A 26,954-nucleotide genomic window follows, 5' to 3' on the forward strand; every position below is an offset into this window, starting at 1 on the left:
ATCATTGCAGCGCCGCATCGCGCAGGCGCGTCTTCATCTGTTGATAGGTGCGCTGAGTGTACGCTTCGGCCCAGGACTGATCGTTGATCCCACTCACCCGTACCGAGCAATATTTGGTCTCCGGCGTTTTCGATATCGGGTCGAGATTATCCTGCGTCAGTTCGTTACAGGCACCGATCCACCACTGGTAGGTCATATAGACGCTGCCCTGGTTGATGCGCTCGCTGACATCCGCGCGGGTAATCACCTTCCCGCGACGCGACTCCACCCACACCAGTTGGCGATCGCGGATGCCAAGCGCCCCGGCATCCTGCGGATTGATCTGCACAAAACCCGGCTCATCGGCGAGGGTTTGCAGCGCCGCGCAGTTACCGGTCATTGAGCGACAGGAGTAGTGCCCTACTTCGCGCACCGTACAGAGCACCAGCGGGAATTCGCTGTCCGGGCGCTCGGCAGGTGCGCGCCACGGCGCAGCAAAGAGGTGGCCTTTGCCATCCGGCGTATCGAACTTATTGTCATGGTAGAGGTAAGGCGTGCCGGGGTGATCGAGCGTCGGGCAGGGCCACTGAACATGGCCCATATCGCCCATCTTCTCGTAGGTGACGCCGTAAAAGAGCGGGCAGAGTTCGCGCAGCTCGTCCCAAATCTGCTGATTGGTGTCGTAGTGCATCGGGTAGCCCATTTCGGTGGCGATCAGGCTGATAATTTCCCAGTCACGTTTGACGTTGTAGGTCGGATCAATCGCTTTTTCGAAGCGCTGGAAACCGCGGTCGGCGCAGGTAAAGACGCCACCATGTTCACCCCACGAGGTGGCGGGCAGCAGCACGTCCGCCTGCTCGGCGGTTTTGGTCATAAAGATGTCCTGCACCACGATAAAGTCGAGGGCCTCAAAGCCTTTGCGCACCAGGCCTAAGTCCGCTTCGGTCTGCAGCGGATCCTCGCCCATGATGTAGTAGGCTTTCACTTTGCCCTCCAGCGCCAGGTGTGGCACTTCGGTAATGCGTACGCCCACCTGGTCATCCATCAGCGCCGGATCGATCCCCCAGGCAGCGGCGAATTTCGCCCGCACCTGCGGATCAACCACATCCTGATAACCGGGGAACTGGTTCGGGATGACGCCCATATCGCAGGCACCCTGCACGTTATTCTGCCCGCGCACCGGGCCGACACCGACATGCTCGCGGCCGAGGTTGCCGGTAAGCAGCGCAAGGCTCGATAGCCCTTTCACCACATCGACTGCCTGGCCAAACTGCGTCACCCCCATGCCCCACATAATGGTGGCGGAGGGCGCGGCGGCAAAGGTGCGCATCGCCTGACGTACCTGTTTCGCCGGCACGCCGGTAAGGTGTTCCACCACTTCCGGCGCGTACTCTTTCACCGTTTCGCGGTAGGCATCCAGCCCGGTGGTAAAGCTGGCGACATAATCTTTGTCATACAGCTCCTCTTCGAGCAACACATAGCCGAAGGCGTTAACCAGCGCCATATTGCAGCCGTTTTTCAGCTGCAGATGCTGGTCGGCGATGCGCGCGGTCTCAATACGACGCGGGTCGCAGACGATAATTTTCGCGCCATTTTGCCGGGCTTTAATCACTCTTCGCGCCACGATCGGGTGCGAATCGGCACAGTTGTAGCCAAAAATCAGCAGGCAGCGGGAGTTTTCAATGTCACTGATGGAGTTGCTCATCGCACCGTTGCCGAGGCTCTCCTGCAACCCGGCAACAGAGGGGCCATGGCAGACGCGGGCGCAGCAGTCGACGTTATTGGTGTTAAGCACGCCGCGGGCGAACTTCTGCATCACATAGTTGGTTTCGTTCCCCGTCCCGCGCGATGAACCGGTGGTCATAATGGCGCGCGGGCCGAACTGGGCTTTGATTTCGCCCAGGCGCTTAGCGGTGTAGCGGATCGCCTCATCCCAGCTGACTGGGGTGAGCTTGCCCCCTTTCTGATAGCGGATCATCGGTTGCGTCAGGCGCGGGGTGAGCAGTTTGGTGTCGTTGAGGAAATCCCAGCCGTAGTAGCCTTTCAGGCAGAGTTCATTCTGGTTGGTATGGCCATCGGCGGCTTCCGCGCGGATGATTTTTCCGTCATCAACAACCAGTTTCAGTTTGCAGCCCGCGCCGCAGTATGGGCAAACACTTGTGATCTTCTTCATCAGTAACAGACCTGTTAAAAGTGAAAGTAAAGGGGTTAGAAAGCAATGGCGAACGAGCTGTCAAGCGCGGCGCGGCGCCGTTTATCCGCGCTCATCTGCTCCAGCACATTACGATCGATACAGACCAGCGCCTTGGTCGGGCAGGCCTGGATGCAGGCCGGGCCGCTCTCGCTGTGGTGGCAAAGATCGCACTTGTTGGCTTCGGCTTTCTCCGCCCGCACATTGAGGCCCGCGCCGCTGTGGCGAATAACCGGCCGCACCACCACCTCCATCGCGCCATAGGGGCAGGCCACCACGCAGGTTTTGCACCCGATGCAGCGCTCCTGCATCACATGCACAAAACCTTCATCGCGGCGGATGGCGCCGTTCGGGCAGACATTGGCACAGGGCGCGTCTTCGCACTGACGGCACATCGTCGCCGTCGACACATTGACGCCTTTCACCACGTGAATACGTGGCAGGAAGGTTTCCGGGGTGAGTGCCGCGCAGTCGCGATCCGCCTGATGGGAGACCACGCAGGCCACCTCGCAAGTGCGGCAGCCGATGCATTTTGCGGCGTCGGCCATAATAAAACGGTTCATCATTTTCTCCAGCTAAGAGCCTTGTCCCGCTGAAGTATTCATAAAGCGTGCCACTTTTTAAGTGGCTGAATTTTATGATGTTCGTAAAAGTGCAGCGCTGTCATCGACAGAAGTGTCGATGACAGCTGACACTTCAGGCGCAGGGGCCGCTGGTGATGGAGTCGCGCAGGATCAACTCGCCGGGAAAGGTGGATTGTAGGGTAAAGTCGCCGCCATCGAGCATGAAGATCAGGCGGTTGATGGTCTCTTTGATCATGCCGGTGACCGGGATTTTGACGCTGGAGAGCGCCGGCACGGTGAAGGGGGCCATGGCGATATCATCAAAGCCCACTACCGAAACCTGACCGGGAATGGCGATGCCGCTGTCATGTAGCTGCTTGATAGCGCCTACCGCCATATCGTCGTTGCTTGCCACCAGCGCGCTGAAAGAGACCTTGCGATCCAGCAGTTCGCGCACGCCGAGCGCGCCGCTCTGCGGGGTCCATTTCCCTTCAACAATCAGTTCGTTACGCACCGTAATGCCCTGCTGTTGCAGCGCATCTTTATAGCCTGACAGGCGCTCAATGCCGGTGGGTGAATCGAGCGAGCCGGTGATCAGCGCAATATCGCGATGGCCGCGCGCAATTAACGCCGAGACCGCCTGCTGGCTGGCGGCGTGCTGATCGCAAAAGACACAGTGGCTGAGGTTTTTGCGCAGGCGGCGGTTGAGCACCACAATGGGCTGAGGGTGGCTGTCGATAATCGCATCCAGCTCGTCGACGCTGAGAAAACGGGGGTAGATGATGACGGCGTCGCAGCGCAGATCGAGCAGGTACTGGATCGCTTGACGCTCCTCTTCGGCGCTGTGTTTGCCATCTGCCAGCAGCAGTTGACGCCCTTTGTCTTCAGTCATGCGCGCCGCATGGGAGAGCAGTTCGCTGAAGTAGACGCCGTGGTAAAGAGTGTTAGTGACCACTAAGCCCAGCGTCTGGGTGGTGGTGCTGGCAAGGCTGCGCGCCAGCAAGTTTGGCCGGTAGCCGCTTTCGCTAATGGCCTGAAAGACGCGGTTTTTTGTCTCCTCGCTGACATAGCCTTTGCCCGTCAATACGCGCGAAACCGTAGCTTTCGACACCCCTGCCCGCTTCGCCACCTCCTGCATTGTCGCCATCTGTCCTGCTCCTGCAAATGTCCTGTGGCGAAGTGTACTTCAGCCATGAGGCGTATTGAAACAGTTAACCATCCGGCAAAAAGCGCGCACTTGCGGTTATCCGGTGATCTCCATCACGCTTTGAAAAAGTGCTTATTTTTAGGTCTTGTTTCCCCCGCATAAACTCATCATGATTTTGTGGAACCGGTTACCTATTTCATGTTTCATCGCCGCCTGGGCGTGCGATAAGTCATTACCCTATTGATTAAACAGGATAAAAAACAATGGCTAAGAACTATGCGGCGCTTGCCCACTCGGTGGTAGATGCGCTGGGCGGTGTCGATAACATTGCCGCCGTAACGCACTGCATGACGCGCCTGCGCTTCGTGGTGAAAGATGAAACGCGCATCGATAGCACCACGCTGAAAAGCATCAGCGGCGTGATGGGCGTGGTACGCAACGACAACCAGTGCCAGGTGATTATCGGTAACACGGTTTCGCAGGCGTTTCGTGAAGTGGTGAGCCTGCTGCCGCAGGATATGCAGCCCGCCGAGACGCAGACCAAACAAAAACTCACCCTGCGCCGCATCGGCGCGGGCATTCTCGATGCGCTAATTGGCACCATGTCACCGCTCATCCCGGCGATTATCGGCGGGTCGATGGTCAAACTGCTGGCGATGGTGCTGGAGATGTCCGGTGCGCTGCCCAAAGGCTCCTCCACCCTGACGATCCTGACGGTGATTGGCGACGGGGCCTTCTTCTTCCTGCCGCTGATGGTCGCTGCCTCGGCGGCGGTAAAATTTAAAACCAATATGTCGCTGGCGATCGCCATTGCCGGTGTGCTGGTGCACCCGAGCTTTATTGAACTGATGGCGAAAGCGGCGCAGGGCGAGCACGTTGAGTTCGCGCTGATCCCGGTGACCGCGGTGAAATATACCTACACGGTGATCCCGGCGCTGGTGATGACCTGGTGCCTCTCCTACATTGAACGCTGGGTCGATCGCATCACCCCGGCGGTGACGAAAAACTTCCTCAAGCCGATGCTGATTGTGCTGATTGCCGCGCCGCTGGCGATTGTGCTGATTGGCCCGCTCGGGATCTGGATCGGTAGTGCCATCTCCGCGCTGGTCTACACCATTCACGGCTATCTCGGCTGGCTCTCCGTTGCCATTATGGGCGCGCTGTGGCCGCTGCTGGTAATGACCGGTATGCACCGCGTCTTTACGCCCACTATCATTCAGACCATTGCCGAAACGGGTAAAGAGGGAATGGTAATGCCGTCGGAAATCGGCGCGAACCTCTCCCTTGGCGGCTCGTCGCTGGCGGTGGCATGGAAAACGAAAAACCCGGAGCTGCGCCAAACGGCGATGGCGGCGGCGGCCTCGGCGATCCTCGCCGGGATCTCCGAACCGGCGCTCTACGGCGTGGCGGTTCGCCTGAAACGCCCGCTGATCGCCAGCCTCATTAGCGGCTTTATCTGCGGCGCGGTGGCCGGTATCGCCGGGCTTGCCAGCCACTCGATGGCGGCACCGGGATTATTTACCAGCGTGCAGTTCTTCGATCCGGCAAACCCGATGACCATTGTCTGGGTGTTCGGCGTGATGGCGCTGGCGGTAGTGCTGTCGTTCGTGCTGACGCTGCTGCTCGGCTTTGAGGATATCCCGGTCGAAGCGGAGAAAAACGCACCGACGGCACAGCCGGTAAATGTTAAAGAAGCACAAGCCTGATTAATAGAGCGAGGTAACGCATGGCTGTTTTTCCGCAAGGATTTTTATGGGGCGGCGCACTGGCCGCCAACCAGTCGGAAGGGGGATATCTGGAGGGCGGCAAAGGGCTGACCACCGTCGATATGATCCCGCACGGCGCCAACCGTCTGGCGGTAAAACTCGGGCAGGAGAAGCGTTTTACCCTGCGCGACGATGAGTACTACCCCAGCCATGAGGCGATCGATTTTTACCATCGCTACAAAGAGGATATCGCCCTGATGGCGGAGATGGGCTTTACGGTGTTCCGCACCTCGATTGCCTGGAGCCGTCTCTACCCGAAAGGTGACGAATTAACACCCAATGAAGAGGGGATCGCCTTCTATCGCGCAGTGTTTGCCGAGTGCAAAAAGTACAATATCGAACCGCTGGTGACGCTGTGCCACTTCGATGTGCCAATGCACCTGGTGACGGAGTATGGCTCCTGGCGCAACCGCAAAATGGTGGAGTTTTTCACCCGCTATGCGCGCACCTGTTTTGAAGCCTTCGACGGGCTGGTGAAGTACTGGCTCACCTTTAACGAAATCAACATTATGCTGCACAGCCCCTTCTCCGGGGCCGGGCTGGTGTTTGAAGCGGGTGAGAATCAGGATCAGGTGAAGTACCAGGCCGCGCACCATGAGCTGATTGCCAGCGCGCTGGCGACCAAAATCGCCCATGAGGTGAACCCGCAAAACCAGGTGGGCTGTATGCTGGCGGGCGGTAACTTCTACCCCTACTCCTGCAAACCGGCCGATGTCTGGACGGCGCTGGAGAAGGATCGCGAAAACCTCTTCTTTATCGATGTGCAGGCGCGCGGCAGCTACCCGGCCTACTCCGCCCGCGTATTCCGTGAGAAAGGGGTGCAGATTGTTAAAGAAGATGGCGATGACGACATTCTGAAAAACACCGTCGATTTTGTCTCCTTTAGCTACTACGCCTCGCGCTGCGCCTCGGCAGAGATGAACGCCGCCAACACCAGCGCAGCGAATATCGTCAAATCTCTGCGCAACCCGCATGTTGAGGTGAGCGAATGGGGCTGGGGCATCGATCCGCTTGGCCTGCGCATCACCATGAACATGATGTATGACCGCTATCAGAAGCCGCTCTTTTTGGTGGAGAACGGGCTGGGGGCGAAAGATGAGGTCGATGCCAACGGCGAGATCCATGACGATTACCGCATCAGCTACCTGCGCGAGCATATCCGCGCAATGGGCGACGCGATTGAAGATGGTATTCCGGTGATGGGTTACACCAGCTGGGGCTGCATCGATCTGGTGGCAGCCTCCACCGGCGAGATGAGCAAACGCTACGGCTTTGTCTATGTCGACCGCGACGACCAGGGCAACGGCACGCTGGCACGGAGCCGCAAGAAATCCTTCTGGTGGTATAAGAAGGTGATCGCCAGCAACGGCGCGGATCTCGACTGATCCTGGCGGCAGCGAAGAGGCTCGTTTTCGCTGCCGCTTTACTTCACATATTCCTGGTTTTTCTGCCCGTAACGTGACAACGCTCACATCTATGCCAGGCTTAAACACGTGTCTATATAACGTTTAAGGAGCAAGCATGGCAGAGCAAAACACTAAACGACCTTTAGCGCCGCACTACCCGACCCCTCCTTTTGCCGAGCAACCGCAAACGCCGCCTGGCCTTGCCAGCAAGATGATCCCGGTACCGGATCATGGCGAAACCAGCTATCGCGGTTCGGGCCGTTTGACCGGACGTAAAGCGCTGATCACCGGAGGCGACTCGGGTATCGGGCGCGCTGTCGCTATCGCCTATGCCCGCGAAGGGGCTGACGTGGCGATTAACTATCTGCCGGAAGAGGAGTCCGACGCGGCAGAAGTGATCAAACTGATTGAAGCAGAAGGGCGTAAAGCGATTGCCATTCCGGGCGATATCCGCTCCGAAGCCTTCTGCCAGCAGCTGGTGGAAGAGGCCGTGAAGGGCCTTGGTGGGCTGGATATTCTGGTGAACAACGCTGGTCGCCAGCAGTTCAACGAATCGATCCTGACCCTGTCGACGGAAGATTTCGACGCCACCTTTAAGACCAACGTCTACGCGATGTTCTGGATCACCAAAGCGGCGGTGAAGCACCTGCCGGAAGGGGCGAGCATCATCAATACCTCTTCGGTGCAGGCTTATCAGCCAAGCCCGATCCTGCTTGATTACGCGCAGACTAAAGCGTCGATTGTTGCCTTTACCAAATCCCTGGCGCAGCAGCTGGGTGAGAAAGGCATTCGCGTTAATGCCGTGGCACCAGGTCCATACTGGACTCCGCTACAATCAAGTGGTGGCCAGCCGCAGGAAAAAGTGCAGCAGTTTGGTGCCAGCGCACCGCTCAAACGCCCGGGTCAGCCGGTTGAGATCGCGCCACTGTATGTCACGATGGCATCGCCGGAAAGCAGCTACAGCTCCGGCCAGGTGTGGTGCTCCGACGGGGGTACCGGTACGCTGTAAAGATTGTCGCAACCCTGCATCTTATGGCCGCCGCCCGGCGGCCACGTCTGATTCTTCCCCCCTTCTCTCTACAGGACACCACTGAACGTGAAGAACGCGCAATACACCTCTCCCGTGAGGGAAAATGGCTTTGTTGAGGCGGGCGATTATGCGGCTATCGGCGAGGGCCGATCCGTGGCGCTGATTGCGCCGGATGGCTCGATTGACTGGTGGTGCGCGCCTAATCTTGACTCTGCGCCGCTATTTGACCGCCTGCTCGACCCGGGTATCGGCGGTTTTTTTCAGCTTGAGCCGGATGCGCCTTACAGCGTGACGCGACGCTATCGCGATGACAGTAACGTGCTGGAAACCACCTTCACCACCGACGGCGGCAAGGTGTTGATTACCGAATCGATTAACAGCACGCTGGCGGGCCGCCTGCCGTGGAGCGAGCTGGCGCGGCGCATCGAAGGCCTTGAGGGAGAGGTGAAAATGAAGCTCTCACTGCGCTTCGGTACACGCGCGGAGAGTTGTTCGCCGTGGCTTAACGAAACCGCTCACGGCAACGTCTACCATATCGCCGATCTGATGGCGATGCTGCGTACCAGCGAGGATGTGTCGATTACCGATGTTGATGATGAGCAGATCCACGGCACCTTTACGACCTCGCCTGAGAGCCGCACGCTGGTGGCACTGCTGGTGACGGAGAAGGAGCCGTTGGCGGTGCCGGATCTCGCAGCGATTGATGAGCGGATCGAGACCAGCCACACCGCGTGGGTCGACTGGTCGAAAAGCCTCAGCTATTGCGGAGAGTATGAGAATCATGTCGGGCGCTCGGCGCTGGCGCTGAAGTTTCTTTGGTACTCGCCGACCGGTGCCCTTGCCGCGGCAGCAACCACGTCGATCCCGGAGGGGGTTGGTAAAGAGAAAAATTATGACTACCGCTATGCCTGGGTGCGCGATGCCTGCCTGATCATCAAAGCCTTCGCCTTTCTCGGCGCGCTGGAGGAGTGCAAAGCCGCCTTCTCCTGGTTATCGAAAACCATTATTCGCCACGGTGTGCGGCTCCACGCTTGCTATACGCTGGAGGGCGAAGCGGTGCCCGCCGAGACTTACCCGCCGCTGCGCGGTTACAAAGATTCGCGCCCGGTGCGCGTCGGTAATAACGCCCGCGATCAACTACAACTGAGTATGTATGGCGACATGCTGGCGACGGCGCAGCTGTTTGTTAACGCCGGGCATGTGCTGGATTTGCGTACCTCGCGGTTACTGGGCGAGCTGGCGAACTGCTGCGCCGATCACTGGCGGCAAAAGGATTGCGGCATCTGGGAACTGCCTGAGCACCAGCACTATACCCATTCAAAGATGGCCTGCTGGCTGGCGCTTGACCGCGCGGTGGAGATGGCGCGCGAGAAGCATATTGAGCCGACCTGGGTGGGCCGCTGGGAGCGAGAGCGCGACCGCATCCGCGACTGGGTGGAGGAGCACTGCTGGTCAGAGCGCAAGCAGGCCTATCTTTTTTATCCGGAAAGTGAGGATCGCCTCGACGCCTCGCTGGCGCTGGTGCACCGCTACGGCAACGGCGTTAACCGCCAGCGCATGTTATCCACCTACCGTGTGATCCGCGAAGAGTTGGGCGACGGCTGCGCCATGACCTACCGCTACAGTGGCGTTCAGGAGGAGGAGAACACCTTCGTTGCCTGTTCGTTCTGGCTGGCGGAGGCCTGGGCAGCAATGGGCGAGATCGACTGTGCCAAAACCGCGATGGAGGAGATCCTTGAGTGCATTTGCGATAAAGGCAACGTCGAAACCTTCAACGAGATGTTCGACGTGCGCACCGGAAAATGGAGCGGCAACCTGCCGCAGGGGTTGAGCCATCTGGCGCTGATCTGCGCCGCGCAGGCGATAACCGAGCATTCGTGAGAGGTTGATGCGGTTTGTTTTACAAACGATTCAGGTTGCGTAGGCCTGATAAGCGCAGCGCCATCAGGCAGCAATCGGCTGCATTGCCGGATGGCGGCTAACGCCTTATCCGGCCTACACACTACACACGCGACAACTTCGGGCGCGGATGGCCACAACCGCGGATGTTCGAACTTGATTCAGACAGCACAGAAGCCGAAATTAATTATTTTATTCCGATACTTTGAGATTTTGACTCTGGCTTTAGCCCTTCAAACGATGATTATATTTCGGCGCCCCTGGAGGGTGATGAGAAATAAGACAAGAAAGCTTAAAGGCTTCTTAACAGTGGGAATATGACCTTTCACACTTTTTAAACCAAAGGTAATTGCTGATGAAAAAAATGGTGCTAGTTGGCCTGTCAGTATTGTCACTTGCAGCCTGCCATCAGAACCCACAGCCTCCGCAGCTACGGGCTAAGGCTGTTGCTAATGCTGATAATGTTTGTGTTCTTGTTCAACCTGAAGGCGATGAAAAAGTGGCGATTGTTAAAATCGCAGAAGTCGGGGATCCGCAAAATGCGCTTGAAAAGTATGATATCAACGATACAGCGGCCAGCTCTGACACTTGCATGCCGACTTATGGCTATAAGTTTGAAAAAGGGCACTCCTATAACTTCACCGTCTACCTCGACTCAGACGAAAAAAGAGAGAAAGCGATAATCCCCTCTTCACGCATATTCTCTGTAGGCTTTGCCGTTCGGGATAATAACGGTAATACAGAAATATTTAGCGATAACTGATTTTGAGCCCAGTGGCTGGGCTCATATTTATTCTCTTACGGATAAATCGCCATCAGTACACTGCGTTTATCCCGCAAGAAGATATTGAAATCATCACTTAGCGCCGGATTTTTTGTTAATAAACGCTGCTTAACCGCCGGAAATTTATCGTCGTTGGTAAAAAACAGCGCCATCAGATAATCCATATTTTCAATATGATTACTTTCCGATTCGCTGATTATACGTTGATAGCACGCATCCTCTTTTTTACCCAGACGCTCTTTGAGCAGGCACTCTTGCAGCAATAATGATGGATTAGCGTTAGCTCTGTTAACAGGCTCAAGGTAAGTGAGCGATTTCTGATAGTCGTCTCTTGAAGCAAGCAGGCTGGTATAACTGCGAATAACATTCACATTTTCAGGATTTTTGCGCGCGAGCTTGTCGAAATCCTCTAACACGGCAGGTTTATCCGCCTCCTGTGCCAGCGTGTACTTTTTCACCAGTTCAGAGGCTTGCTGTGTAGGCTCCGCTCTCGCGGGGGCGCTGAGAAAGATGATTACGAGCAATGTTGTCACGCCACTGATACGCATTACGCTCTCCTTGCTTTAAAACGAGACATAACCTTACTGTATATCGCTTTGCACACCAAAGAGAGGATTACGTCTTATCCAGCCTACATACGATTCGGGTTTGCGTAGGCCTGATAAGCGCAGCGCCATCAGGCAGCTATGGGCGCTAATGCCGGATGGCGGCTAACGCCCTATCCGGCCTACCAGATACCGTTGGTTATTTCACAAGCGCATCGACACTTTTCCTCTCATCCTTGCACACCAAACACCCTGAATAGAGCGCTCTTTCCCTCTTCGGTAATCGTCACTTCGCGATAGCCCGGCGTGCGCTGTAACCAGCCGCGCTGTTCGAAAGCGATAAGCAGCGCAGCACCGGCATCGCCGCCGAGATGAAAGCGGCGTTCGCTCCAGTCCAGGCAGGCGCTACAGGGTTTACGGCGGGTATGCGGGTCGAGCGCTACGCCGAGTTTTGCAAGCTCGCGCCTGCCGGTTTCGGTTACCGTATCACCCGCGTCGGTTATCCACCCATCTCGCTGCATCACGCTGAAAATGCCAACGGCGATCTCACCGGCAAGGTGGTCGTAGCAGGTGCGCGCCCGGCGTAGCGCCAGCGGCGTGCGGGTGACGGGCGATTTTGCGCCGCGCATCGACACCCCCATCATATTTTCCAGTAGCCCGGCGACATCGCTGCCCGCCAACCGGTAGTAGCGATGCCGCCCCTGCGAGACGCAGACCAGCAGCCCGCTATTTAGCAGTTTGGTTAAGTGCGCGCTGGCCGTCGACGCGGCGATATCAACCACCGCGCACAGCTCCGTTGCGGTCCACGCCCGTCCATCCATCAGCGCGCAGAGCATCCGCGCGCGTGACGGTTCCGCCATGGCGCTGGCGATGGCAGCAAGAGCGCTCTCCAGCGCAGGCGGTGAATTGTCGGCAGGTAAACTCATGCTTTAGAAACGTCCCAATGTTGTGTCACCTCGTGCGCCAGTGGATCATTATCGGTGAGCAGGATCAAGCGATTATCGTGATCGCTGTACTGCACCTCGATATTGATCCCCGCGTTTGCCAGCGCGCGCGCAATCTCACCCAGCTCGCCCGGCCTCTCCTGCTTCAGCTTGCGGATAAGCGGCTTTCTCACGCTCTGCAGCGTAAAGCCCGCGGCTTTCAGCACCTGCTCTGCGCGCTCCCCCTCTTCAACCAGAAAGTGAGCATGGCACTGCGCGTTGACGGTAAACACCCCGCCGCCCTCCAGACCGACGCCATTGCGACCCAGCGTTTCGCCAAGCGCCGCCAGCGCACCGGGCGCGTTATCCAGCACCACGTGAAGATCGTACATATCAGGCTCTCCTGTCGGTCGAGGTGTAGTCGCGAAATACCTGTGCGACGCGAATGCGGTAGAACGAAAAGATGGTGCGCTGCCCTTCTGCCTGCGCGGCCTGATGCAGGACGTTTTGCTTCCAGGCGATCACCGCCGCCTCATCGCGCCACCAGGAGAGGGACAAAATCTTCCCCTCCGTGCTCAGGCTCTGAAAGCGCTCAATGGTGATAAAGCCGTCAATCTCCGCCAGTTGCGGCTTCAGTTCTGCGGCAAGTTGCATATAGCGCGGCTGCTCGCCAGGCGCAATATCCGCTTCAAATAACACTGCGATCATAGGTCACTCCCTCTACTGTTCCGTCTCGCCAGTGTTATGCAGCGCCCAACGCGATGCTTCGCCCGGCAACGAAATGTCGCTGCCCCCCCCCTCTTTTTTAGGAGTGATTCAGTTCGCACTTTTCCATGAAACCGGTTGCGACAGAGCGTCACCAGGCTAGCATGAAACCGGTTTCACCCAGTTACACCTACTCAGTTTCCGATAATAAAAGGTAAATAAAAATGGCCGTTATCAGGGATTACAATAAGTTAGCGAGCGATATCCTGCGGGAGGTCGGCGGTGAAGAGAACATCAGCAACTTCTCCCGCTGCGCCACACGACTGCGGCTTGTCCTCAATGAAACGCCCGCCACGGCAAAAAGCAACGTGCAGAGTTTGCCCGGCGTCATTGCGGTCGTTGAGAGCGGCGGTCAGTTCCAGGTGGTGATTGGTACCCACGTCGCCGATGTTTTTAACGCCCTGAGCGGCATGGTGAAAGAGCGCGGGGATGACGCGCCGCCAGCCAAAACGCGCTGGCTCGATGCGGTGATCGCCACCATGTCGGCAGTGTTTGCCCCGATCGTCTATATTCTTGCCGCCGCCGGGATTTTGCAGGGCTTGTTGATCCTGCTCGGCCTTGCGGATGCGGATATCAAGTCCAGCGGCACCTTTGCGGTGCTCAACTTTATGTCCTGGACGCCGTTTGCCTTCCTGCCGGTGTTTATTGCTATCACCGCCGCGCGCCACTTTAAGTGCAACCCGTTTATTGCCGTGCTCTGCTGCTGTGCGCTGATCAACCCCGAGTGGACGGCGCTGGCGGGCAAAATTGCCGCCGGTAACGAAGTGAAGTTCCTCTTCTTCCCGCTGGCGGAAACAGTCTATACCTCATCGGTGCTGCCGCCGCTGTTCCTCGTGTGGGCGCTGTCGTGGTTTGAGCGCCGCGTGGAGAAATGGCTGCCGGAGGTGATTAGCCCCCTCTTTACGCCACTTATCTGTTTTGTGGTGATTGTGCCACTGACGCTGATTGTGATTGGGCCACTGACGAGCTGGGCGGCGATTGGTGTGGCAAATGGCTACAACGCCCTGTTCCATGCCGCGCCAGCGCTGGCCGCAGCGATTATTGGCGGCGTCTGGCAGGTAATTGTGATTTTTGGCGTTCACTGGGGTATTACGCCAGTGATTATGGCCAACTTCGACACTCAGGGGTATGACTCTTTCCAGGCCTACCAGACCATCGCAGTGATTGGTCAGATGGCGGCGGTCTTCGGCGTGTTTATCAAGAGCCGTAACAAACAACTGAAAGCCACCTCGCTCTCGGCGGGCGTGACCGCCATTTTTGGGATTACCGAACCGGCGATTTACGGCGTTACGCTGCGCTTTAAAAAGCCCTTCATCTGCGGCTGTATTGGCGGAGCCATCGGTGCGGTGGTCGCCAGCCTGTTTGGCAGCCTCTATTATGCTTATGCCGCACTGCCGGGCCTCTTTACGCTGGTTAACGCCATCAGCCCCGATGCGCCGATGTCCTTTATTGGCGAACTGGCCGGTGCCGGGACGGCGATCGTGCTCACCGTGGTGATGGTGCAGTTTGTCGGTTTTGACGATCCGGTTGAAGAGACGCCCGCAGAGCAGAAACCGGCGACGGTCACTGTCGGCACACTGCAAATGCTCAGCCCGATTAAAGGCGAAGTGATTGCGCTGGAGAGCGTGAAAGATGAAGCTTTTGCCGGCAAAGTGCTGGGCGATGGCATCGCGATTGTCCCCGCCGAGGGAAAAGTGGTTGCGCCGTGCGATGCGCAGGTCGCGACATTAATTGACTCCCATCACGCTATCGGCCTGATCTGTGACAATGGCGCAGAATTACTGATCCATGTTGGCCTGAATACCGTTAATTTACAGGGGCAATACTTTACGCCGCTGGTGAAAGAGGGCGACCGGGTGACCGCAGGTACGCCTCTGCTGGCATTCGATAAGGCGAAAATTGAGCAGGCCGGGTATGATTTAACAACGCCGGTGCTGGTGGTCAACAGCGATGAGTTCACGCTTACTCACCACCAGTCACAAGGTGCCGTCACGGCGGGAGCGCCGCTGATGTCGCTGGCCTGAGAAGAGAGATAATACGAGCGAGGATGAAGAATGGTAACGATACTGGATGTCGCACGGCTGGCAGGCGTCTCCAAAGCGACGGTATCGCGCGCGCTGAACGGCAAAGTCTTTGTCCGCGAAGAGGTCAAAGCCCGCATTATGCAGGCGATTGACGAAACGGGTTACAAGCCAAACCAACTGGCGCGCAACCTTGCCAATAATAAAACCAACTCCGTCGGTCTGGTGATCACTAACGGGCTCTATAACGGCCCGTTCTTCTCCAGCATGATTTACCATGCGGCGACCGACAGCGAAATGCACGGTCGGCAGCTGGTGCTGGCGGATGGAAAACATAGTGCGCAAGAGGAGCGTGACGCTATCGACCTGCTGCTGTCGCTGCGCTGTGAAGCGATCCTCATCTATCCAAAATACCTGACGGTCGACGAGCTGGATGAGATTATCGATACCAGCCAGACGCCGATTGTGGTGATTAACCGCGAGCTGACCCGCCACCGCAGCCAGTGCGTGTTTGTTGACCACCAGCAGAGCAGTGAAAGGATGATGGCGTATCTGCTGGCGCAGGGGCATAGACGTATTGCCTTTGTCGCCGGTTCGGAAGGTTCGCCCACCGGCGACAGCCGTCTGGCGGGGTATCACCAGGCGCTGCGCAACGCCGGAATCGAGCCTGACCCGCAGTTGCTGGTGCGCGGAAGCTGGAGCACCGACAGCGGTTATGAGGCCGGACGCGAGTTGCTGGCGCGCAATGTGCCCTTCAGCTGTGTGCTGGCCGGAAATGACGATATGGCGATTGGCGTGGCAAAAGCGTGTCAGGAGGCCGGGCTGCGCCTGCCGCAGGATGTTTCCCTCGCCGGGTTCGATGATTCGGTGATTGGTAAATATTACAACCCGGCGCTCACCACCCTGCATGTGCCGATGGATGAGATGATCCGCCACGCGGTGGCGATCCTCTTGTTGCCGGATGAGACACCGCCGCGCGCCCATCAGGGCGAGCTGGTATGCCGCGAGTCGGTCGTCAAGGTTGGGTAATCCCTGGTTCTTTTGTCTGCCGAATATCTTTTGTAGGCCGGATAAGGCGGGAGCCGCCATCCGGCAGTGCAGCAGATTAATGCCTGATGGCGCTGCGCTTATCAGGCCTACGCAAACCCAGCCATATGTCAGCCAGATATCTTTTGTAGGCCGGATAAGGCGGGAGCCGCCATCCGGCAGTGCAGCAGATTAATGCCTGATGACGCTACGCTTATCAGGCCTACGCAAACCCAGCCATATGTCAGCCAGATATCTTTTGTAGGCCGGATAAGGCGGGAGCCGCCATCCGGCAGTGCCGCAAGATTAATGCCTGATGGCGCTGCGCTTATCAGGCCTACGCAAACCCAGCCATATGTCAGCCAGATATCTTTTGTAGGCCGGATAAGGCGACAGCAGCCATCCGGCAATGCCGCAAGATTAACGCCTGATGACGCTGCGCTTATCAGGCCTACGCAAACCCAGCCATATGTCAGCCAGATATCTTTTGTAGGCCGGATAAGGCGGGAGCCGCCATCCGGCAGTGCCGCAAGATTAATGCCTGATGGCGCTGCGCTTATCAGGCCTACGCAAACCCAGCCATATGTCAGCCAGATATCTTTTGTAGGCCGGATAAGGCGACAGCCGCCATCCGGCAGTGCAGCAAGATTAACGCCTGATGACGCTACGCTTATCAGGCCTACGTAAACCCAGCCATATGTCAGCCAGATATCTTTTGTAGGCCGGATAAGGCGACAGCCGCCATCCGGCAATGCCGCAAGATTAACGCCTGATGACGCTACGCTTATAAGGCCTACGCAAACCCAGCCATATGTCAGCCAGATATCTTTTGTAGGCCGGATAAGGCGGGAGCCGCCATCCGGCAATGCCGCAAGATTAACGCCTGATGACGCTACGCTTATCAGGCCTACGCAAACCCAGCCATATGTCAGCCAGATATCTTTTGTAGGCCGGATAAGGCGGGAGCCGCCATCCGGCAATGCCGCAAGATTATTGCCTGATGGCGCTACGCTTATCAGGCCTACAAGTACCGAATCGTTTATTACGCGCCGATGCTGTTTAAGGTCTCCAGCGCCTCGCGCGGCAGTACCAGCTTCGCGCTGGCGAGGTTCTCCTGCAAGTGCTGCGGAGAGGAGGTGCCGGGGATCAGCAAAATATTGGGTGAACGTTGCAACAACCACGCCAGCGCCACCTGCATTGGCGTTGCATCCAGCTCCGCCGCCACCGCATTCAGCTCGCTCGATTGCAGCGGTGAAAAACCACCAAGCGGGAAGAACGGCACAAAGGCAATGCCCTGCTCATTCAGGCTATCAATCAGCGCATCATCCTGGCGGTTCGCCACGTTATAAAGGTTCTGCACGCAGGCGATAGGCGTCATCTTCTGCGCGTCCGCCACCTGTTTCGCCGTCACATTGCTCAGGCCGATATGGCGAATCAGCCCGCGCTCTTTGAGCTTGATTAAGGTCTCCAGCGGCGCTTCCAGCGCCCCCTCTGCCGGGCCGTGAGCGCTAAACATCGCGCGCAGGTTGACCACATCCAGCACATCGAGTCCGAGATTCCGCAGGTTATCTTCCACCGCGCGGGTCAGCTCTTCATCACTAAAAGCGGGCAGCCAGTTGGCTTTATCATCGCGGCGTGCGCCCACTTTGGTGACAATCGTCAGGTTATCCGGGTAGGGATGCAGCGCCTGCTTAATCAATTTATTGGTGACATGCGGGCCGTAAAAATCACTGGTATCAATATGCGTAACCCCGGCGGCCACCGCATCGCGCAGCACTTGCAGTGCGCGCGCTTCGTCGGCCGGCGGGCCAAACACGCCAGGGCCTGCGAGCTGCATTGCACCGTAACCCAGACGACCCACGTCGTTGTCGCCCAGACGATAAGTAAGCGAAAGTTCAGACATAGCATTGCTCCTGTGTGTTAAGTCAGACGATTGTAGGCGGCGCGTCTGAAGGCGGCAATGCACCTTTTGTGCGAAGGGTAAAGGCCCTCCTCAAGCCACGGATATATAACGCAATCGTTACAAGAAATGTCTACACTTGAGCAAACGGGCCCTATCGAGGATGTCATATGATTTTTCCAGCTATGCCAGTCAACGAAAAAGAGCGTCTGCACTCTTTATACATGATGGATCTGCTCGATAAAAAAGATGACGAACGCTTCGACCGCTTAACCCGCATGGCAAAAACCACCTTTGATGTGCCGATTGCGGTGATAAGCCTGCTCGATCGCGATCGGCAGTGGCTGCTCTCTCGCGGCGGCATCGATACCCATGAAACGCCACGCAACCTCTCTTTCTGCGCCCACGCCATTCTCGAAGAGGGGGTCTTTATCGTGAAAGATACCCAGATGGATCCGCGCTTTGCCGATAACCCCTTTGTCACCGGCGAGCCGTGGGTGCGTTTCTACGCCGGTTGCCCGGTGCGCCTGCCGGATGGCGCCATTGCCGGTACCATCTGCATTATTGATACCTACCCGCGCCCCTTTTCCAGCGCGGAGATCAACACCCTGCTCGATTTCGCCGCCATCGTCGAAGATGAGTTTTTAATCCTCAGTATGGCGATGACCGATGCCCTGACCGGCATGCCCAACAGCCGCGGCTTTTACCGCTCAGGCGAGAAGCGCTTCACCTTGTCGAAAGAGCACAACACCCCCTTCAGCCTGCTCTATTTCAGCATCGACAACCTAAAGTCGATCAACGAAGTGCTGGGCAGCAAAGAGGGGGATGCGGTGGTGAAAACCTTCGCCAGCACGCTGACAAAATGCCTGCAGGAGCAGGATATCGCTGCGCGCATGGGCGGCGGCGAGTTTGCCGTGCTGCTTAGCAACAGCGCCGAGCATGATGTCGATGCCTTCCTCTTCGATCTGCAAACGCGAATGGACGCGCTGGAGGCGAACGGCGGCAAAAACTACCACATCAACTACTCTCACGGCGTGATTGAGCAGCATGAGAAGTACACCACCCTGCGCGACATGCTGGAGGAGAGCGGCAAAGTGATGTACGCGGAAAAACGTCGCCGTTAAAGGGTGGCGAAACCGCCCTGCCCTTGCCAGCCCTCAAGCCGCTGATAGATCGTCTCTACCGCCGCCTTCACTGGCGGCGTCATTGGATAGTAAAAGCCGACGATATCGGGCTGAATGCCGAGGAAAATCACCTCGCCGACATCCTCTTTCAGCTGATCGATCAGGTAGTTGAGCGGCATATTGTGGGTGGTCATCATAAACATCTCGGCGATGTCGTCCGGGTTGACCACGCGGATCTCGCCGGGGTTAAGCCCCATATCGGTGGCATCGACCAGCAGCAGCCGCGCCGGGCGTAAATCACGGATCGCGGCGACATCATTCTCCGGCGCGCTGCCGCCATCAATCACCCGCCACTCTCCCGCAGGTTTCGCAGCGCACATCTCCGCCAGCAGCGGGCCTGCGCCGTCGTCGCCCATCATGCTGTTGCCGACACAGAGTAGAACGTCAGTCACGTAACCTCCTGACCATCAGATAGATGGCGCTCTCCTGATAAATATCATGCAGCATCGACAGCAACTCGCGGCTCCACGCCTGCTGCATTTCACTTTGCTGCGCCAGCGCGCGGTCAAAGGCGTTTGCCAGCAACATTACATGCGTACTGTCGATGACGATTTCGCCGTAGCGCGGCACCCCTTCCATTTTCCGCCGCGCTTCGCTGCCCGCTTCAAGGGTGGCGATCCACGCCAGATAGTCGTCCCATGAGCAGGTGAGCGCCGCCTCCAGACAGTCGATCACCCCAAGATGGTGGCCGATAGCCAGACTGTAATAGACCACCTGCTGCGCCTGCGGCGGCGTCGTCTCGTTTTCGTCGATAAACTTGCGCCGCAGCTGGCTAAAGACCACCGTTTCGCCCATCAGATTTTCGCCTCCTGCACCACCTGGTTAAGGTGGCTGACAATCTCCGTCAGGCGCGGATCGTTCTCCTGCGCCAGCCAGTTCATCACTTCATGCTCGCCGAGGGTGCGCAGGCGCAGGTAATCATCGGCAATCTGGCGGCCATAGCGGTAACCCGCCAGCCGCCGCGCGGTGCGATCCACTTTGACCCGCAGCGGCTGCACCATCTGCGGGTGGAGGATCTCCGCCGGCTGATCGTCCAGCTCGCCGGGAAGACGGGCGTGAATTTTCTGCTCCAGCAACCCGAGCGCCATCGCGAAGCCATAAAGCGTGGCGGCGGGCGTCGGCGGGCAGCCGGGAATATAGACATCGACCGGCACGATCTTGTCGGTTCCGCCCCAGACGCAGTAGAGATCGTGAAAGATCCCCCCGCTATTACCGCAGGCACCGTAGGAGATGCAGATCTTCGGATCCGGCGCCGATTGCCAGGCGCGTAACGCCGGGGAGCGCATCGCACGGGTGACCGCGCCGGTAAAGAGCAAAATGTCAGCGTGACGCGGCGAGGGCACCACTTTAATGCCGAAGCGTTCTGCGTCGAACAGCGGCGAAAGCGTAGCGAAAATCTCAATTTCGCAGCCATTGCAGCCGCCGCAATCGACGCGGTAGACGTAGGCCGAGCGTTTGATCTTCTTCAGCAGCGACGCTTTCATGCTGGCGATGGACTCCTCCACCGTCATCGGCAGCGGAATGCCCTCTGCGTCGCGCGGTCCAATAAGCTGGCTCATCAGCTGGCCTCTCTCATATGGCGGGTCAATTCAATCCGGTCGGTTGGTACCAGGCACTGCTGGCGTTTACAGGCCGGGCAGGTTTCAAAGCTGGCGCGGTGCGCTTCGGCACGGGTGTCGCCGTTATGCGCCAGCAACGCAATGGCGTAATCGATCTCCTTCTGAACGGCAAAGGGGCGCGCGCATTCGCGGCACTGGCACAGCTCAAAGCGCGACTGTTGCAGAAAGTCGGCCTTGTTCCACACCGCCAGTTCATACTCTTGCGACAACGTAATCGCCGCCGTCGGGCAGACCTCTTCGCAGCGGGCACAGAAGATGCAGCGCCCAAGATTAAACTGCCAGGCCTGCTCGCCGGTGGCGAGATCGGTCTCTACCGTTAACGCATTGGAGGGGCAGGCATTAACGCACGCCGCGCAGCCGATGCACTGCTGCGGGTTGTGCTGTGGCTTACCGCGAAAATTTTTATCAACCGGCATCGGCGTCAGCGGATAGTCGCTTGTCGGCGCGCCGGTTTTGATCACTTTTTTGATAAAGGTAAACATGGCTTGCAACGCTCCTTCTATTTCAGCGGCGAGTGCTTACGCTCAATGCTGTAGCGCTCCAGCTCTTTGTAAGGCACCACCTGGCTCTTTTTCTTGCGCACATCCACCACCGTCATGCGGTCGGTGCAGGAGTAACAGGGATCGAGGCTGCCGATAATTAGCGGCGCGTCAGAGACGGTATTGCCGCGCAGCATGTAGCGCAGGGTTGGCCAGTTAGCGTAAGTCGCCGCGCGGCAGCGCCAGCGGTAGAGCTTCTGGTTGTCGCCGGTCATGCTCCAGTGGATATCATCCCCGCGCGGCGCTTCGGAAAAACCAAGCGCAAAGCGGTGCGGAATATAGGTAAAGCCCTCTACCATCAGCGGGCCGCCGGGCAGGTTATCGAGCCCGAAATCAATCATGTTCAGGGCGGTAAAGACTTCGTTGATGCGCACTTTCAGGCGCGAAATCACATCGCAGCCCTGTTCGGTGTGAACGGTCATCGGCAGCAGGCCGTAGCCAACAAATGGGTGATCGGCGCGGGTGTCGCGAGCGTGGCCGCTGGCGCGCACCATCGGGCCGACGTTGCTGAAGTCGCGGGCGATTTGCGGATCAAGGCGGCCAATGCCGACCGTGCGCTGCTCAATGTTCGGCGTGCTTAACAGCATATCGACCAGCTCCTGCACATCGCGACGCATTTGCTGCGCCAGCTGGCGGGTCTGGATCATCTCATCTTTCAGCATGTCGCGACGGATGCCGCCAATCAGGTTCAGGCCGTAGGTTTTACGCGCCCCGGTGAGAATTTCCGCCATCTTCATTGAGGTTTCACGCACGCGGAAGAACTGCATAAAGCCGGAGTCAAAGCCGACAAAGTGGCAGGCAAGGCCGAGGTTGAGCAGGTTGGAGTGCAGGCGCTCGACCTCAAGCAAAATGGCGCGGATCATCTGCGCCCGCTCCGGTACCACAATGCCCATCGCGTTCTCCACCGAGGTGGTGTAGGCGGTGCTGTGGGCAAAGCCGCAGATGCCGCAAACACGATCCGACAGGAAGGTCACCTCGTTGTAGCCCATGCGGGTTTCCGCCAGTTTTTCCATGCCGCGGTGGACATAGAACATGCGGTAATCGGCATCGATAATGTTCTCGCCATCGACAAACAGGCGGAAATGTCCCGGTTCATCAGAGGTGACATGCAGCGGGCCAATCGGCACTACATTGTTCTTCTTATCACCCAGTTCGTTGATGAACTCGTAGGTTTCCGCGTCGGTGGTTGGCGCGGGGCGCTGGCGGTAATCCATGCTGTCTTTGCGCAGCGGATAGAGCTCATCCGGCCAGTCGTCGGGCAACACCAGACGGCGCTCATCCGGCAGGCCTACCGGGATCAGGCCGTACATATCGCGTACTTCGCGCTCGCCCCACACCGCCGCCGGTACGCGCGGCGTCACGGAAGGGTACTCCGGTTTCAAAGCATCCACTTCGACACGCACGGTGATCCAGCACTTCACGCCCTGCTCCATCGACAGCACGTAGTAAACGGCGAAGTGGCCATTGAGCTTGCGCTCATCGTTGCCAAACAGCACCGATAGCCAGCCGCCCTGCTGGTAGTAGAGGAACTCGACCACTTCCGGCAGATAGTTGAGTTTGATGGTCAGGGTCAGCTGATCCTTCGTCTGCCATGCGCTCTCCAGCACCACGCCGGGGAATTTCTCATGCAGCGCGGCAAGGTAGTGTTGGCCGATCTTTTCTTCAGACATAGATGAACTCTCTTAATAGGTCGCCAGCAAGGAGACAAAGGCCAGGAAGGCGACGCCGAAACCGGCCCAGGTGACGCGCGAGGCGGCAACAAAACGCAGGCGCGCCATGCTGTTTTCAAACAGAGCGATGACCAGCACGCCGAGCAGCAGTTTCAGCAGCGCGACAACCAGCGCCAGCAGCAGCCCGCCGACGCTGAAGGCGGTCATCTGCCCCCAGGGTAAAAAGACGCCGACAAACAGTTGCAGCACCACCAGCTGTTTCAGGCTGATGCCCCACTTGAGGATGGCGAAACCGCTGCCGCTATACTCAGAGAGCGGCCCCTCCTGCAACTCCTGCTCCGCTTCCGCCAGATCGAACGGCAGTTTGCCCATTTCAATAAAGGTGGCGAAGGCGCAGGCACAGAGCGCAAGAAGCAGCGGCAGGCTGGCGTGCAGCGGCCAGTGATAAACGGTGTCGGTAATGTGAGTGATATGGGTCGACCCGGCGACCAGCGCCGCCACCCACAACCCCAACAGCAGGATCGGCTCCACCAGCACGCCGAGCATCGCTTCGCGGCTGGCACCCAGCCCGGTAAAAGGGCTACCGGTATCCAGCCCGGCGATGGCGAAAAAGAAGCGGGCAATGGCGAAGAGATAGATAAGCGTGATGAGATCCCCAAGCAGCGGCAAGGGTGAGGCCACCGTCACCACCGGCAGCGCGGTGGCCACCGTCAGCATCACGCCGACCATCACCAGTGGCGTCAGGCGAAAGACCCAGCCGGAGGCCGCCGGGGCGATGCTCTGCCGCCCGAGCAGTTTGAACAGATCGCGATACTCCTGCAGCACCCCCGGCCCGCGCCGGTTATGCAAGCGCGCACGCGCTACGCGACTGATGCCGGAAAGCAGCGGCGCAAGGGCGAACATCACCAGCGCCTGTACAACAGCAAACAGAAAACTCATCTTCAGGCTCCTCGGGAAATCACCACAACCACCAGCACCGCCAGCTCAATCAGCGCCAGGCGACGAAACAGCAGCGGCGCGGCGTCGCCCCGCCAGACGGGCAGCGACAGCGTTGGCTCCAGCCATTTGCGCAGCGCGAGTACCGGCGCGAAGGCCCCTTTAACCGGCATCGCAAAACCGTGGGCGGTGATCACCATCGACGCTTCATGGTCGTAACCACACACCCACGCCGCCCCTCTGCTGCGGGACGGCAGACGGTCGCCCTTCAGCAGCAGGAGCAGCATCAGCGGCAGCAGCGTCGCGGCAATCAGCAGCAGAGCAATCATCGGTTGCGACACCACGGTGTTCGACGTTTCAAGCGGCAGCGGTACGGCACTGAACAGGCGCGGCAGCAGCCACGGTGCGGCAACCCCACCAATCACACAGCAGATCGCCAGCGCCGCCACGCTTACACTCATCAGCCACGGCAGCGGGCGCGGGTTTTCCGCCTGCGCGCTGCGCGGCGCGCCAAGGAAGGTGACGCCATAGACTTTCGCCATGCACATCACCGCCAGCGCGCCGGTAATTGCCAGCCCAACCGCCAGCAGCGGCCCCATTACTTGCAGAAGAAAATTGCCGCTGGCGCTTAAGCGGAAGAAGGCCTGGTAGATCACCCACTCACCGGCGAAACCGTTGAGCGGCGGCAGCGCGGCCATCGCCATCAGGCCAACCAGCATCGCCAGCGAGATAAGCGGCATGCGTTTACCGAGGCCGCCCAGTTTTTCGATATCGCGATAACCGGTAGCAAACCAGAGCGCGCCCGCGCCGAGAAACAGCGTGCTTTTAAACAGGCTGTGATTGAAAAGGTGATAGAGACCGCCGACCAGCCCGAGCGCCACCAGCACAGGCTGGCGCAGCGCAAGCCCGGTGATGCCCGCGCCAAGGCCGAGCAGGATGATGCCGATATTCTCCAGCGTGTGGTAAGCCAGCAGCCGCTGGATGTTGTGCTCCATCAGCGCATACAGCCCGCCAACAAAGGCGGTCAGCAGACCAAACACCAGCAGCAGCACGCCCCACCAGAGCGGCGGTTGTCCGCCAAATAGAGAGAGCGTGAGGATGCCGAACAGCCCGACTTTCATCACCACGGCGGAGAAGAGCGCCGCCGCCGGAGCCGGAGCGTTGGCATGCGCCTGCGGCACCCAGGCGTGCAGCGGGATGATCCCCGCCAGCAGGCCAAAACCGATTATGCCGAGAAGCCAGAGGCCGCCGCTCAGGGGGTGCAGGCTCAGCACGCTGAAATCGAGGCTCTGGTAGCGCTGCCATAGTAGCCAGCAGAGCAGCGCCAGCAGCAGCGTGCCGAGGCGTCCAAGAGCGAACCAGAGTTTGCCGGAGGTGCTGCACCCGGTAAGGAACACCGCGCAGAGCGCCATGATCTCCGCCATCACCACCAGTGCGCCGAGGTTGGCCGCGCTCACCGCGCAGATCGCCGCCGCCAGCAGGAGGTTAACCAGCAGACCATTGGTTTTTACCGCCTGATGACGGTGCCACGCCAGGTTATAGAGGCTGATAAAGAAGCCGCAGACGCCAAGCGTCAGCAGCCAGACGGCGCCGAGCGGCGTGAGCAACAGATGAAGGTTGATCAGCGGCACGATACCGCTCACGGTCTGCCCATCAAGCAGTGCGCCCGCCCCGGCCGCCGTTACCAGCAGGCAGCCAGCCGCACCGCCCAGGCCCGCGAAGAAACCACTCACGGTTTTGAACGCACTCAGCAGGCCCGCCAGCAGCGCAGCGCCGCTCAGTGTGACGACCGCGGTGCTCAGCAAAGAGAAAAGCGTCATTTTGCACTCCCGTTATTCAGCACAAATCGCGCCAGATCGCCGTAATCGCTATTCAGGGTCTGCTCGCGTTTGCGGCGGCTGGCGCGAGTGATGTCGTGCGGGCTGACCAGGTGCAGTGCTTTGGTCGGGCACATGCGTACACAGGCCGGTCCGTCGGCGTCGAAGTAGCAGAGGTCGCACTTCACGGCGATGGCGCGCACGCCCGGCACCCAGTCGAGCAGCGAACTCACTTTCGCAGGCATCGGCGGCGCGGCGGGCGCTTTCGGCGTGTTGACGTTGGCCGGGATATCCAGCGGACGGCTGCCGGAAAACTCAATCGCGCCGAACGGACAGGCAATGGCGCAGAGCTTACAGCTGACGCAAAGGCTCTCATTGAGCTGCACCGCGCCATCCTCGCGGTTGATGGCGTTCACCGGGCAGACCCCGGCGCAGGGCGCATCTTCACAGTGGTGGCACTGCTGCGGCGCGGATTCATGTTGGCTGCGCATAACGCGCAGGCGCGGCATCGCCTGCAGCCCCACCGCGCGGTGCGTCTCGGCGCAGGCCGCCTCGCAGGTGTGGCAGCCAATACAGAGCGCCGGGTCGGCAATTACAAAACGGTTCACCAGTCGATCCTCAGGTGAGTCGCCCGCTTACGGGCAGTCATTTTTGACGAAATATGTCGATGGGTGTCATGTCGACACCCGTCGACACTCCAGCTCAGGCCAGCACCGGCGAATGCCCGTCACGGGCAATCGTGGTGAGGTTGACCGGCGTATCGGCTTCCATTGCGGCATAGAGGGTGTCGTAGACGGCGGCGAGTTTGCCGAGGTAGTGCTCAAGCACTTTTTCGCGATCGCAAACTTCAAACAGACCATCAATTTTGCCATCGCTGGTGAGACGCGCCTCGGCGATTACGCGCTTCTCTTCACTGGCTTTATTAGCAATCGCGTACTCAATGGTGTGGCCGTTAAAGCCACCGCTCAGGGTGATGTAAACCATGAAGTGATCGAACAGCACGAAGCAGAGCTGCTGCTCCGGCGCGCAGCCAATGGTGTGGTGCAAACGCGCTTTGGCGAGCGTAATGCCCTGAACCAGCGTATTGCAGTAACTGCGCCACGCCTCTTGCAGACGGTGATGCCGCCCGGCGATGTAATCCGCCTTTTCGCTAATTTCCCAAATCGTCATCTCAGCTTACCCGCTTAATAGAAACAACAGCGTTTAAGCATCATCCATGCCAATTTTTAAATTATTGATTTTTA

25 protein-coding genes are annotated in these 26,954 nt (G+C 58.5%); 8 read left to right on the forward strand and 17 right to left on the reverse strand.

The window, feature by feature from the left end:
- Position 1: 1 nt before the first annotated feature.
- From fdhF to HF650_RS18945, 3 genes are all read right to left on the reverse strand, one after another.
- Positions 2–2,152, reverse strand: a complete 2,151-nt coding sequence (gene fdhF / locus HF650_RS18935) for a formate dehydrogenase subunit alpha (RefSeq protein WP_187799907.1) — start codon at positions 2,150–2,152, stop codon at positions 2–4.
- A 35-nt stretch (positions 2,153–2,187) separates the two neighbouring features.
- On the reverse strand, positions 2,188–2,733 hold the full coding sequence (hydN, locus tag HF650_RS18940) for an electron transport protein HydN (RefSeq protein ID WP_187802765.1): 546 nt from the start codon (positions 2,731–2,733) through the stop codon (positions 2,188–2,190).
- A 133-nt stretch (positions 2,734–2,866) separates the two neighbouring features.
- Positions 2,867–3,880, reverse strand: a complete 1,014-nt coding sequence (locus tag HF650_RS18945; protein WP_187799908.1) for a LacI family DNA-binding transcriptional regulator — start codon at positions 3,878–3,880, stop codon at positions 2,867–2,869.
- Positions 3,881–4,143: 263 nt separating this feature from the next.
- On the opposite strand from HF650_RS18945, the gene ascF reads away from it, so the two are divergent.
- From ascF to HF650_RS18970, 5 genes are all read left to right on the forward strand, one after another.
- Entirely contained in the window at positions 4,144–5,586 is a 1,443-nt protein-coding gene (gene ascF, locus HF650_RS18950; protein WP_187799909.1) for a PTS cellobiose/arbutin/salicin transporter subunit IIBC, read from the forward strand.
- Between the two features lie 20 nt (positions 5,587–5,606).
- Positions 5,607–7,031: a 6-phospho-beta-glucosidase gene (locus HF650_RS18955; RefSeq protein ID WP_187799910.1), complete on the forward strand. Its 1,425-nt coding sequence runs from the start codon at positions 5,607–5,609 to the stop codon at positions 7,029–7,031.
- A 136-nt stretch (positions 7,032–7,167) separates the two neighbouring features.
- Positions 7,168–8,061, forward strand: coding sequence for an SDR family oxidoreductase (locus HF650_RS18960; RefSeq protein ID WP_023480577.1), 894 nt, complete (start codon positions 7,168–7,170; stop codon positions 8,059–8,061).
- Between the two features lie 87 nt (positions 8,062–8,148).
- A complete protein-coding gene (locus tag HF650_RS18965; protein WP_187799911.1) occupies positions 8,149–9,963 on the forward strand; it encodes a glycoside hydrolase family 15 protein in 1,815 nt (604 codons plus the stop codon).
- Positions 9,964–10,336: 373 nt separating this feature from the next.
- Entirely contained in the window at positions 10,337–10,744 is a 408-nt protein-coding gene (locus tag HF650_RS18970; protein WP_187799912.1) for a putative T6SS immunity periplasmic lipoprotein, read from the forward strand.
- A gap of 35 nt (positions 10,745–10,779) precedes the next feature.
- Here the strand turns inward: HF650_RS18970 and HF650_RS18975 are convergent, their stop codons facing one another.
- The 4 genes from HF650_RS18975 to HF650_RS18990 all read right to left on the reverse strand — a co-directional run bounded on the left by HF650_RS18975 (position 10,780) and on the right by HF650_RS18990 (position 12,941).
- On the reverse strand, positions 10,780–11,313 hold the full coding sequence (locus HF650_RS18975; protein WP_187799913.1) for a hypothetical protein: 534 nt from the start codon (positions 11,311–11,313) through the stop codon (positions 10,780–10,782).
- Positions 11,314–11,540: 227 nt separating this feature from the next.
- Positions 11,541–12,236 (reverse strand): winged helix-turn-helix domain-containing protein, encoded by a 696-nt coding sequence (locus HF650_RS18980; RefSeq protein WP_187799914.1) that lies wholly within the window; start codon positions 12,234–12,236, stop codon positions 11,541–11,543.
- Positions 12,233–12,625: an amino acid-binding protein gene (locus HF650_RS18985; RefSeq protein ID WP_187799915.1), complete on the reverse strand. Its 393-nt coding sequence runs from the start codon at positions 12,623–12,625 to the stop codon at positions 12,233–12,235. Before HF650_RS18985 ends, HF650_RS18980 begins: the two co-directional genes overlap by 4 nt.
- A gap of 1 nt (position 12,626) precedes the next feature.
- Positions 12,627–12,941, reverse strand: coding sequence for an antibiotic biosynthesis monooxygenase (locus HF650_RS18990; RefSeq protein ID WP_023480622.1), 315 nt, complete (start codon positions 12,939–12,941; stop codon positions 12,627–12,629).
- Between the two features lie 221 nt (positions 12,942–13,162).
- Here HF650_RS18990 and HF650_RS18995 point away from each other — a divergent pair, with 221 nt between their 5' ends.
- Together HF650_RS18995 and HF650_RS19000 are read left to right on the forward strand one after the other, a co-directional pair.
- Positions 13,163–15,022, forward strand: a complete 1,860-nt coding sequence (locus tag HF650_RS18995) for a beta-glucoside-specific PTS transporter subunit IIABC (protein WP_187799916.1) — start codon at positions 13,163–13,165, stop codon at positions 15,020–15,022.
- A gap of 30 nt (positions 15,023–15,052) precedes the next feature.
- Positions 15,053–16,048: a LacI family DNA-binding transcriptional regulator gene (locus HF650_RS19000; protein WP_187799917.1), complete on the forward strand. Its 996-nt coding sequence runs from the start codon at positions 15,053–15,055 to the stop codon at positions 16,046–16,048.
- A 1,039-nt stretch (positions 16,049–17,087) separates the two neighbouring features.
- Here the strand turns inward: HF650_RS19000 and HF650_RS19005 are convergent.
- Entirely contained in the window at positions 17,088–17,948 is an 861-nt protein-coding gene (locus HF650_RS19005) for an aldo/keto reductase family oxidoreductase (protein ID WP_187799918.1), read from the reverse strand.
- A 167-nt stretch (positions 17,949–18,115) separates the two neighbouring features.
- Here HF650_RS19005 and HF650_RS19010 point away from each other — a divergent pair, with 167 nt between their 5' ends.
- Positions 18,116–19,069, forward strand: a complete 954-nt coding sequence (locus tag HF650_RS19010; protein WP_187799919.1) for a sensor domain-containing diguanylate cyclase — start codon at positions 18,116–18,118, stop codon at positions 19,067–19,069.
- Here HF650_RS19010 and hycI read toward each other — a convergent pair.
- From hycI to hycA, 9 genes are all read right to left on the reverse strand, one after another.
- On the reverse strand, positions 19,066–19,521 hold the full coding sequence (gene hycI / locus HF650_RS19015) for a hydrogenase maturation peptidase HycI (RefSeq protein WP_076769120.1): 456 nt from the start codon (positions 19,519–19,521) through the stop codon (positions 19,066–19,068). The two genes, HF650_RS19010 and hycI, sit on opposite strands and share 4 nt — an antisense overlap.
- Positions 19,514–19,924 carry a formate hydrogenlyase maturation HycH family protein gene (locus HF650_RS19020; protein WP_187799920.1) on the reverse strand — a complete coding sequence of 137 codons (411 nt, stop codon included), beginning with the start codon at positions 19,922–19,924 and terminating at the stop codon, positions 19,514–19,516. The genes hycI and HF650_RS19020 overlap by 8 nt, the downstream gene beginning before the upstream one ends.
- Complete coding sequence (locus HF650_RS19025) at positions 19,924–20,688, reverse strand: NADH-quinone oxidoreductase subunit B family protein (RefSeq protein ID WP_054804324.1); 765 nt, start codon at positions 20,686–20,688, stop codon at positions 19,924–19,926. The genes HF650_RS19020 and HF650_RS19025 overlap by 1 nt, the downstream gene beginning before the upstream one ends.
- Complete coding sequence (locus HF650_RS19030; RefSeq protein WP_187799921.1) at positions 20,688–21,230, reverse strand: formate hydrogenlyase complex iron-sulfur subunit; 543 nt, start codon at positions 21,228–21,230, stop codon at positions 20,688–20,690. The genes HF650_RS19025 and HF650_RS19030 overlap by 1 nt, the downstream gene beginning before the upstream one ends.
- Before the next feature lie 17 nt (positions 21,231–21,247).
- Entirely contained in the window at positions 21,248–22,957 is a 1,710-nt protein-coding gene (gene hycE / locus HF650_RS19035) for a formate hydrogenlyase subunit HycE (protein ID WP_187799922.1), read from the reverse strand.
- 12 nt (positions 22,958–22,969) lie between these two features.
- The gene (locus HF650_RS19040) at positions 22,970–23,896 is read right to left on the reverse strand and encodes a respiratory chain complex I subunit 1 family protein (protein ID WP_187799923.1); all 927 of its coding nucleotides are present in this window, start codon (positions 23,894–23,896) and stop codon (positions 22,970–22,972) included.
- A 2-nt stretch (positions 23,897–23,898) separates the two neighbouring features.
- A complete protein-coding gene (gene hycC, locus HF650_RS19045) occupies positions 23,899–25,713 on the reverse strand; it encodes a formate hydrogenlyase subunit 3 (protein ID WP_187799924.1) in 1,815 nt (604 codons plus the stop codon).
- Positions 25,710–26,318, reverse strand: coding sequence for a 4Fe-4S dicluster domain-containing protein (locus tag HF650_RS19050; protein WP_187799925.1), 609 nt, complete (start codon positions 26,316–26,318; stop codon positions 25,710–25,712). The genes hycC and HF650_RS19050 overlap by 4 nt, the downstream gene beginning before the upstream one ends.
- A gap of 94 nt (positions 26,319–26,412) precedes the next feature.
- A complete protein-coding gene (gene hycA / locus HF650_RS19055; protein ID WP_187799926.1) occupies positions 26,413–26,880 on the reverse strand; it encodes a formate hydrogenlyase regulator HycA in 468 nt (155 codons plus the stop codon).
- Between the last annotated feature and the right edge of the window lie 74 nt (positions 26,881–26,954).

This window comes from Kosakonia sp. SMBL-WEM22, from assembly GCF_014490785.1.
Taxonomy (GTDB): Bacteria; Pseudomonadota; Gammaproteobacteria; order Enterobacterales; family Enterobacteriaceae; genus Kosakonia.